Raw genomic sequence first — 9,380 nt, 5'->3', positions numbered from 1 at the left:
CTGTAATACGCTTCATTTCATCAGCACTACGTGCAACCCGGCTTAATTGACCATCACCACTGTCAACCAGGCGATTGTCAACGACAACTGTTGCCGATAAACGACGAATGTTTCCAGATTTGAAATGCCTGCTGAGACTTTCTCCCTTTTGTAAATTGCTGGGCTCTGAATAAATAAATTCCAGCTCAGCTGTAACCTGACTGCGTACAGCATTTGTACCCAGAATTGGAATCAAAATATTTTCAATTCTGTCAAGATAAGATTGCTCCACTCGTCGAGCGTAGTTAAATTGTTCCGCAGTTAAATTTGGCAAATTTGGTGTACCCGCAGATTTCAGCAATTTACCGCTTTGATCAATGATCGTAATATTTTCAATTGACAAATTTGATACACTGGATGCAATCAAGTGGGAAATTGAAGTAATTTTTGCTTCCGTTAAGCGGTGACCTGGAGACAGACGAACCACTACTGATGCGCGCGATGGCTGGTTATTATTTTCACCAGCAACATTTGCAAGCGCCAGATGGACGCGTGCCGAACGAACATGGTCGATACTGGCAATAGATTTGGCTAACTCTGTTTCAAGTAACTGATGGGGCAATCCCTGAATATCCGACTCACTTGTTGAATCAGGGGCAACAACTACATAGCGGTGTTTCCTGTCAGCGTCGTTCGTATATAACAACCCTTTTGCAGCTAATTTAACACGCGCATAATATAATTCATCAGAGGGAACAGATATTGCCCCGCTAGCTGGTTCGAAACGAAAGGATATATTGTTATTTTGCAACTCCGTAGCAATAGCAGCGGATTCTTCATGATCGATACCACGGAGTAATTCAGTATATGCAGGTGCAGCAGACCACAATACCGCAGCAACTCCCAGAAAACATAATCCGACAATCAGTATGATGAATCCAGCCAGGTAGCGCGTTGGGAAAGGATACTTTCGTATTCCCTCATCTATTTCTTGCTGCGAGTCTTCACGCATCTGGCTTTATCCTGATACAAGTTGAAACCATTATGAATTATGGATTTAACTCCGCCCCGCTTCGCCCCGGTATCTGAATACCCTGATCTCGCATCTTTGCCAGTTTGTAACGCAATGTACGCTGGCTAATACCCAGTTTTTCAGCAACAACTTGCCGGTTACCCATTTCGCTTTTTAATGCATCCAGGATCCGTTGGTATTCGTGGTGCTTTAAGTCATCGCCTAAATTTTTGCTTTCTTCAACTGGCACATTTTCCGCACGCTGCACAAGAACGCTGGCATCATCAAACTCCTGCTCAAACTGAATGTCCTCACCCACTATATTGTCACTTTGTCGTAAAATTAAGGCTCTTTGAATGACATTATCCAGTTCGCGCACGTTACCTGGCCACGAGTGTGACAGTAGTCTATCAATAGCGGATTGCTCCAGCTCCGGCGCCTGGAGCTGCATAGAACCTGTTGCCACCATGTGCTTGCTAACAAACCCCTGGGCCAGGCTTTTAATGTCGCCCGGCCTTTCACGCAACGGCGAAATATAGAGCGGAAAAACATTCAGACGGTAGAATAAATCTTCCCTGAATTTCCCGGATTGTACCTGGTCGCGCATATTACGATTGGAAGTAGCCAATACTCGTACATCCAGCTGCACCAAATTGTTGCCACCCAGACGCTCTACTTCACGTTCCTGTAACACACGCAACAGTTTTGCTTGAAGCGCCAAATCCATTTCCGAAATTTCGTCCAGTAACAATGTACCCCCATCTGCCAACTCGAATTTTCCAGGACAGGCTTTGTAGGCGCCGGTGAAAGCACCTTTTTCATATCCAAACAAGGTTGCTTCCAGCATATTGTCGGGGATCGCTGCGCAATTTATGGCAATAAATGGTTTATCTGCGCGACTGGAATGCTCATGAATATAACGCGCCATTACTTCTTTACCACATCCGCTCTCCCCAGTGATCATTACCGTGGCATCGCTTGCCGCTACACGACGGGCAATCTCTGCGGTTTTTTTGCTGGCAGGATCCACTGCAATCAGCTCATTCGACTCGGTACTAGTGGTATTTATGTATTGGCCTACCATGTTAACCAGTACTTCTGCTTCGAATGGCTTTGTCATGTAATCAACCGCGCCATCACGCATGGCTTGCACGGCTTTTTCTATGGAACCATACGCCGTCATAATCATTACTGGTAAATCCGGCCATCTTTTTTTAATGTGTTTTAACAACGCATGCCCGTCCATGCGCGGCATCTGAATATCCGTTACAACCATGGCAGGCTCTTTACTTTCGATCATGTCCAGCGCCATCCTGCCATCTTGTGCTACGCAGACATTATATCCGGCCATTTGTAACGTATCGTTTAACGCATCCCGCAAATCGATATCATCTTCAACAACTAGAATCATCGGTTGACTCATTGTTTTCCCCTGTACTGTTGTATTACGCCAATGTCGGAAGTCGTAAAATAAACCGACAACCATTTATGTATTCAGCATCAAGCCAGATATCTCCTTGATGTGCTCGTGCGACCGCTTGCACAACGGCCAAACCCAAACCCGTTCCCTGAGTCTTGGTTGTAAAAAAGGGATCAAAAATCTTGCTTTGTATTTCCAGGGGAATACCATCGCCGTTGTCAGTTACAACTATATCAATGGTTCCCATTAAGCTGGATTTAATGCAGACATGAACATTGCCACCACCATTTACTGCATGAATAGCGTTATCCAGTAAATTCTGTAAGGCGCTCAATAGAATTGACTGGTTTCCCTGAACCAGGGTATCGGGAGAAAGGTCTTCCATGGTAAGTTGCACATGATTTACTTGTGCTAAAACTTGCGCGTCGTTTACCAGCTTCTCAATTAATTCAGAGAGCGCTATGGTATCGCTGCTGCAATGTCCTTCTTTGGAAAACACCAGCATATCCGTTACAAGGCTTTCCAGATGTCGCAAATTATTAATCAGTTTTTCGGTTTGTTTCTTTTTACGATCAGGATCGAGGCTGGTATTTTTCAATTGCGAAGCACTGAGTAATGCTGTAGACAGAGGTGTGCGTATCTGGTGAGCCAGACTTGCTACCATTTCCCCCATGGAAATTAATCGCTGGTGTTGGCTGACATATTTTTGAAGACGCCGTGTTTCTGTGACATCGGCAATTAACAAGATTTGTCCAGGATCATTTCCCAGGGGACAAGTGGATATATTAACCAGGCGACCATCTTTCAGGGATATCTCATGGCCATCATCAGAACGTGGTAAAAACGCACGTTCAACAACATCGCGCCATACTTCGCCACGTAATGGCCCTCCCAGTAGTTCGACGGAAGCGGGATTGCAGTCCTGTACCAGTCCTTCTGGATTAAGTACCACGACACCAGCGGGTAACGCCTGTAATACCGAACTAAGTTTCTTGGCAATGCTGTCACGTGCCGCAATTTCCTGCCGATGCTTTTGGCGTACTTCGGTCAACTGCATTTGCAGTTGAGCAATGCGGTCCTCCAAAGTGCTGTAATTGCTTTCAAGAGAGTCGGTGAGCTGATCAAAAGTTTTGAAGGTTTCTTCTAACGATTGTATTTGGTTCGAAAGTGGTACACCCATACGACACATTGCTCCCGTCTTGATTCTGCGCGACAGATTTTGTCGTCGCCTCGTATCAGGACATAGTGAGCAAATTCTATGCCGAAGGAAATATAGTTTTAATTACAGGGAGTTACAATCCAAAGCTGAAGCCTGGTCAAAATTCTGACATGGTCTCTGAACGCTGTAATCCATATTTTCGTAATTTTTCAACCAGTGTTGTGCGACGCATTTTCAATCTCTTGGCAGCATGCGCCACAACTCCTCCGGCCTCATCCAGTGCCTGTTTTATAAGAGAACATTCAAGTGAACTGATGTGTTCTTTCAGGTCGATGCCTTCACTAGGCAAACGCGCACTGAATGTTGATTCCACAGGCGCCAGGTGCAGATCAAAACTGCCGGATTCTGCTTCGTTTTCACTTTGTTGCTGTGTGACTACCTGGGCAGTCCCCACAGGTCGAAATTTTTCCGGCAGGTCCTGCACATCAACCACACCGTAGGGAAACATGATGACAAGCCGTTCCAGCAAATTTGACAGTTCACGCACGTTACCTGGCCATCGATATTGACACAATGCCATCGTAGCCGCCGGTGTAAACCGAACAGAACCGCGTTTTTCGTGCTCCAGGCGCGCTATAAGTTCATTGATTAACAGCGGGATATCATCCATGCGTTCGCGCAGTGGCGGCATTTCGATGGGAAAAACCTGCAACCGATAGTAAAGATCTTCACGAAACTTGCCTTCTTTGATCATTTCCTCCAGGTTGCGATGCGTGGCCGCAACAACCCTTACATCGGCAGTGATGACTTTAGTACCCCCGATACGCTCAAACGTCCTTTCCTGTAACACGCGCAACAATTTCACCTGCATGGTCATCGGCATGTCGCCAATTTCATCCAGAAACAGGGTGCCGCCTTCCGCCATTTCAAATCGACCCTGTCGCGCACTGATGGCGCCGGTGAATGCACCTTTCTCATGGCCGAATAATTCGCTTTCCAATAAATCACCTGGAATTGCACCACAATTAATTGGCACAAAAGGTTTGGCTCGACGGGCGGAATGGTAATGCAAATTTCTGGCAACTACTTCTTTTCCGGTACCTGATTCTCCGAGTATTAATACCGTGGCATCAGAATTTGCGACTTGTTCGATAAGCTGGCGAACCTGGCGTATGCCGCGGCTATTGCCGACCATACTACGAAACAAATCGAGATTAAAACTGCCACTCTTTTTCTTGTTGCCGGCGTGGAATATTTGCGCCCTGTGCAAAGCATCTGTTAATTCAACGTAGGTTAGCGGTACATTAACGACAGCAAATGCCCTTTTTACCAATTCGCGGTCCGATTGTTGACCGACTTCTTTGGTTAACAACAATATGATGGGGATATCTGGATCATGCTGCTTGATCAGGTCGAAAGTATCTAATAACAACTGCGGTTCACCACATTGCCCTAATAATACGGCACCTACAGCCTGTTCTTTCAGGCGATCCTTTATATTTTCACAATTAGCTGTGAGTAATTTATCGTATCCGATGAACTCCAGAACAGCGGTAAGCCTTTGCGTTTGAATATTATCACTTTCAACAACCAGCAGAGCCGTTGGTTCGGGCATGCTTAACTCCCCTTTCTCACACTTTCTATTACTTATGATTTGCAAGTATCTGACTAGTAATCACAACCTACATATGAGTAAAACACCTGATTTGCATTCTGTCAAAATTCTGTCGCAAAGAATTTTAAAAATTTCCCTGCATTCATATATGTACTGTTTAATGAAACGGAATAACTTACAGTATTTGAAGTACTTATGTATAACTTACAGTGTTAGGAATTTGTCGCGTGCCTTCGACGACCGCAGCCTTCTTTTCTTATATTGCGTACTTCGTTTAACGATTGCATCTATGGAAAAAGGCAAAAAACGACACGACGCAGAATATTCTCGGATAAAAATAACTATGGCTGAACTTCTTAAAGTGTTTAGGGAAGGTCAACGGCGAAATCCATCATCGTTACTGGAAATCTCAAGGCGTGATCAACACCAGAGATAAGGCAGGCCAGTAAGTTATGATAATGACAGCAAGCAGTAGAATTGCCATATAAGGAAGTGTTGATACATACAGTTCCGTAATCGGTTTCTTGAACCGATGACTGGCAATAAAGAGGTTCATACCAACGGGCGGTGTAAAATATCCGATTTGCATATTAGCCAGGAATATAATGCCCAGGTGTACCGGATGTATTCCGTAGCCAACAGCAATTGGCAATAAGATCGGAACCATAATGACTAATGCGGAAAAAATATCCAGTATCATCCCTAATACCAGCAAAAATACATTAAGTGCCAGCAAAAAAGTTATCTTATCGTCGACATGCGCTCGTATCGCATCAAATATATGCGTCGGCACTTCTGCATCGATCAAATAATTGGTTGATGCCAGTGATGCGCTTAATATAACTAAAATTGCGCCCACTAATATCATGGATTCGCGCATTATTCCCGGCAACTGCTTTAAGGAAATATCTTTATAGACTAATAACTCTACTACCAGCACATAAACTACTGCGACTGCTGCCGCTTCTGAAATTGCAAAATAGCCGGAAAATATTCCCCATAAAATTACAAAAGGTAATGGGATTTCCCACATCGCTCCACGAGTTGCGATAGCCAGTTCTTTAATGTCAAATACACCCGCTTCATTGTTTTTATAGTGAACGGGTTTTACGTCTTTTTGGTAGACCCACATACTCCAAAGCGATAGCAATAACAGCATCAATAAACCAGGAAGCATACCGGCAATAAACAAATCGTCTATCAATACTGGCTCAGACACCTGCAGCTGTTGAGCAATAACGCCGTACAGAATCAGGGCAATTGACGGAGGGAACAATAACCCCAGGCTACCAGAGGATGTAATCAAGCCCAGACTAAATCGTTCACTATATCCACCCTGCTTCAAAGCTGGATACATCAATGCACCTAAAGCAACGATGGTTACACCTGATGCCCCGGTCAGCGCTGTGAAAAACGCACACGCAGCCAATGCAACTATAGCCAGCCCGCCAGGCAACCAGCCAAACAAGGCATCGATAAATCTTACCAGACGTTGCGAGGCATTACTTTCGCTCAATACATACCCAGCAAGCGTGAATAATGGTATAGAAAGCAGAGTTGGCATATCAACAATGCGGTAAAACTCGATGGCAACAACAACTAGATCAACCTCCGCAGATATGAATCCAAGTATCGCACTTGCAGAGATTACAATGAAAAGTGGCACACCCATTAATGCCAGTACTACTAATATTATACTGGCAATTATCATGACTTTACCTTCAGCTTAAAAAGCGTAATGAAATGTGAAATGGCAAAAAATAAAAATCGTATTCCCATTAGTGCAAATGTTACCGGCATTATGACTTCAGTAATCCATACCGGAACATTTCCAAAAGCTTTAGAAGTTGATTCGAGATCGAGCTGAACAAATCCTACCGCGTAATAAGCAATTGTTAGAGAAACTATGCTCGAAAAAAGATTGACAACAATATGAACAACGGGTTTATATTTTTCGGTCAGGTAAACAGACAATACGTTGATTTTGATGTGCCCTTGTTCCCGGGTAGCAACCAAAGCACCCAACATTCCAACCCAGAATACTAATACACCTAGCATCGGAGTTATCCAGGCAAAGCCCGTATCAAAAATATTGCGAAGAAGAATTTGTAGAGTAGCGAAAATGACAATGGCAGATGTTGCGAGAAACAACAACCAATCTTCCATTTTGTGTACTAACTGAATAGTTTTCGTTAATTTTCCCTTATTATCATTCATTCAATCTAATTCATGATATAGGTGCAAATTATTGTGATTCCCGATACGCGCTTAAAATGTCCTGCATTTTTACATAGACTTCCGGATTAACGAGTTTTTCCTGAATTAAGGTCTGGATCGCGCTTTGTGCCGTATTTTTCCAATCTTCAAGTATTTCATTCGACATTTCCACGAACTTTATTCCCTGGTTTATTAATGCTTCGCGGGCACTTTCGTTGTCGATACGATTCTGCGCATTAATTTGTGCGAATGTTTTAGCCATTACTTCACGCACAACCCCCTGGTCGTTTTCGGCTATTTTTTCGAACACTTTTTTGCTCACTGTTAACATACCAAAAAAATAGCTGACCGGCGTATCAGTTAAATACTTAACGCGAGTATGCCATTGCAATGATATTGCTGCAATTGGACTCGTTGCCACGGTATCAATTAGGCCTGTTTGCAACCCGGTCATCACATCAGATATTGGAAGTGGGATTGGTGATACCTCCGCAGATTCCAGAACCGCCTGACTGATCCTGTCGCCAGTAATAATCCAGACTTTTTGACTTCTTACTTCTTCCTTAGTCAGCAATTTTTTATTCGACATAAAATAGGCAAAACCACCTTCTGCTAACCCGAAAGTTACAAATCCTTTGTCTTCCAAACCACTTATAAGAACAGGATCCAGCTTTTCCCTGACCACATCCACTTCTTTAAGGGATTGAAATACAAACGGCAGGGAATAAACTGATAAATCGGGATAAATATTCAATAGACTCCCACCGGTGACAGCGCCACCATGCAATTGACCTATTTTTATTTTTCTTAATACGCTTTCGTCACTACCCATCACGCCACCGGAATAAAACTTGAATTTCACACGACCATCAGTGCGCTTTTTTATTTCTTTTGCTGCTTCGCGCATTTTCACCATCCAGGTAGCACCCTCTGGTGATACTGTTGCGATTTTCAAAACCACAGCCAAAGCTGATGACGATGGCAATAAAAATCCCAACAAGAAAATAACAACGAATAGTGATCGGTGAACTTCAACTCTCATACAACATACTCCATTCGTATATTGGCTTTGTTTAACGTTCAAAATATTTTTTTTAAAAAAACTCGTCTGCGGATTGCAGTAATTTTCTGGCTTTTTCCTGGGCTATTATGTTGGATAGCGTTAAACCCGTTTCATCCGGGTTTTCAGCCAGAACTTCATTTAGCAATTGATCATGAAGCTCCCTGTCAAACAGTGGTCGAGCATACCGTTCTGCATATAATACTTTAGCCATTAGATACCGGCCCCGGGTAATTTCTAAAACGCGTTCAAAATGTGATTTTGCAATACCAGGTTTACCGCCAAGTGCCGGCGGCACAATTGTTTCCAGAACGCCAAGGTATAAATGGGCACCACCGTCATCATATTTCTCATCTAGCTGAATAATTTTTTGCATGGTAGCTTTTACTTTGGGCAAATCCGCTATGGCATTCATATCTTCGCTATGCGCGTCAATATAACTGGCCCAGGTTGCACCATAGGTATACAGATACTCGATATCATCAATAGCTACATCTTTAATAAACTGCTTGTATTGGTCAAAGGTTTGCTTACCAATACCACACCAATCTTCATCAGATAGACACAGGCTTTGCTGACTATAACGATGCGCTTTATCAATTAATTGCGTAGACCGTTGTTTGTCCTGGCTCACAAAATTGGCATAAGTGCTATTAAGCTTCGCCCCAGCCAAATACATTTCCGGGCTATCAGGGCTATCAGCGATCATTCCGTCTAGCAACAATACGTAAGATGGAATTCCCGTTTTTACTAATTCGATGTCCGATTGGTTGGCTATGCCAGATGATAAACTGCGAGCGATATCTTCAGAGATTGTATATTTTACTGGGCTACAACCTGCCAGCATCAGCATGACAATGATGAATATGGTAATAGCTTTCAAAAAATCCCTACACCGTGTGCCGCTTTTTAGATCAT

At 43.5% G+C, this 9,380-nt stretch carries 8 protein-coding genes; all 8 read right to left on the bottom strand.

Translation table 11 applies throughout. The annotated features are described in order from the left end of the window. Window positions 1-991: flagellar basal-body MS-ring/collar protein FliF (fliF, locus tag ACWVCM_RS04055; protein WP_455200433.1), on the bottom strand; the 991-nt coding region annotated here is incomplete at its 3' end. Window positions 992-1,028: 37 nt separating this feature from the next. Next, window positions 1,029-2,414, bottom strand: coding sequence for a sigma-54-dependent transcriptional regulator (locus ACWVCM_RS04050; RefSeq protein WP_455200432.1), 1,386 nt, complete (start codon window positions 2,412-2,414; stop codon window positions 1,029-1,031). A gap of 22 nt (window positions 2,415-2,436) precedes the next feature. Continuing rightward, window positions 2,437-3,591, bottom strand: coding sequence for an ATP-binding protein (locus ACWVCM_RS04045; RefSeq protein ID WP_455200431.1), 1,155 nt, complete (start codon window positions 3,589-3,591; stop codon window positions 2,437-2,439). Between the two features lie 136 nt (window positions 3,592-3,727). Further along, window positions 3,728-5,185: a sigma-54 dependent transcriptional regulator gene (locus ACWVCM_RS04040; RefSeq protein WP_455200430.1), complete on the bottom strand. Its 1,458-nt coding sequence runs from the start codon at window positions 5,183-5,185 to the stop codon at window positions 3,728-3,730. A gap of 409 nt (window positions 5,186-5,594) precedes the next feature. After that, window positions 5,595-6,896, bottom strand: coding sequence for a TRAP transporter large permease (locus ACWVCM_RS04035; RefSeq protein ID WP_455200429.1), 1,302 nt, complete (start codon window positions 6,894-6,896; stop codon window positions 5,595-5,597). Further along, on the bottom strand, window positions 6,893-7,402 hold the full coding sequence (locus ACWVCM_RS04030; protein WP_455200428.1) for a TRAP transporter small permease: 510 nt from the start codon (window positions 7,400-7,402) through the stop codon (window positions 6,893-6,895). The genes ACWVCM_RS04035 and ACWVCM_RS04030 overlap by 4 nt, the downstream gene beginning before the upstream one ends. A gap of 28 nt (window positions 7,403-7,430) precedes the next feature. Next, window positions 7,431-8,444: a TRAP transporter substrate-binding protein gene (locus ACWVCM_RS04025; protein WP_455200427.1), complete on the bottom strand. Its 1,014-nt coding sequence runs from the start codon at window positions 8,442-8,444 to the stop codon at window positions 7,431-7,433. A 52-nt stretch (window positions 8,445-8,496) separates the two neighbouring features. Beyond that, on the bottom strand, window positions 8,497-9,380 hold an 884-nt coding region (locus ACWVCM_RS04020), incomplete at its 5' end, for a TRAP transporter TatT component family protein (protein ID WP_455200426.1).

It is taken from the genome of Kaarinaea lacus (genome assembly GCF_975902315.1).
This window is presented reverse-complemented; position numbering and strand designations above follow the sequence as displayed.

Coding starts and splice junctions, on each gene's coding strand:
- ACWVCM_RS04050 (WP_455200432.1), bottom strand. CDS start 2,414: ATGAGTCAACCGATGATTCTAGTTGTTGAAGATGATATCGATTTGCGG.
- ACWVCM_RS04045 (WP_455200431.1), bottom strand. CDS start 3,591: ATGGGTGTACCACTTTCGAACCAAATACAATCGTTAGAAGAAACCTTC.
- ACWVCM_RS04040 (WP_455200430.1), bottom strand. CDS start 5,185: ATGCCCGAACCAACGGCTCTGCTGGTTGTTGAAAGTGATAATATTCAA.
- ACWVCM_RS04035 (WP_455200429.1), bottom strand. CDS start 6,896: ATGATAATTGCCAGTATAATATTAGTAGTACTGGCATTAATGGGTGTG.
- ACWVCM_RS04030 (WP_455200428.1), bottom strand. CDS start 7,402: ATGAATGATAATAAGGGAAAATTAACGAAAACTATTCAGTTAGTACAC.
- ACWVCM_RS04025 (WP_455200427.1), bottom strand. CDS start 8,444: ATGAGAGTTGAAGTTCACCGATCACTATTCGTTGTTATTTTCTTGTTG.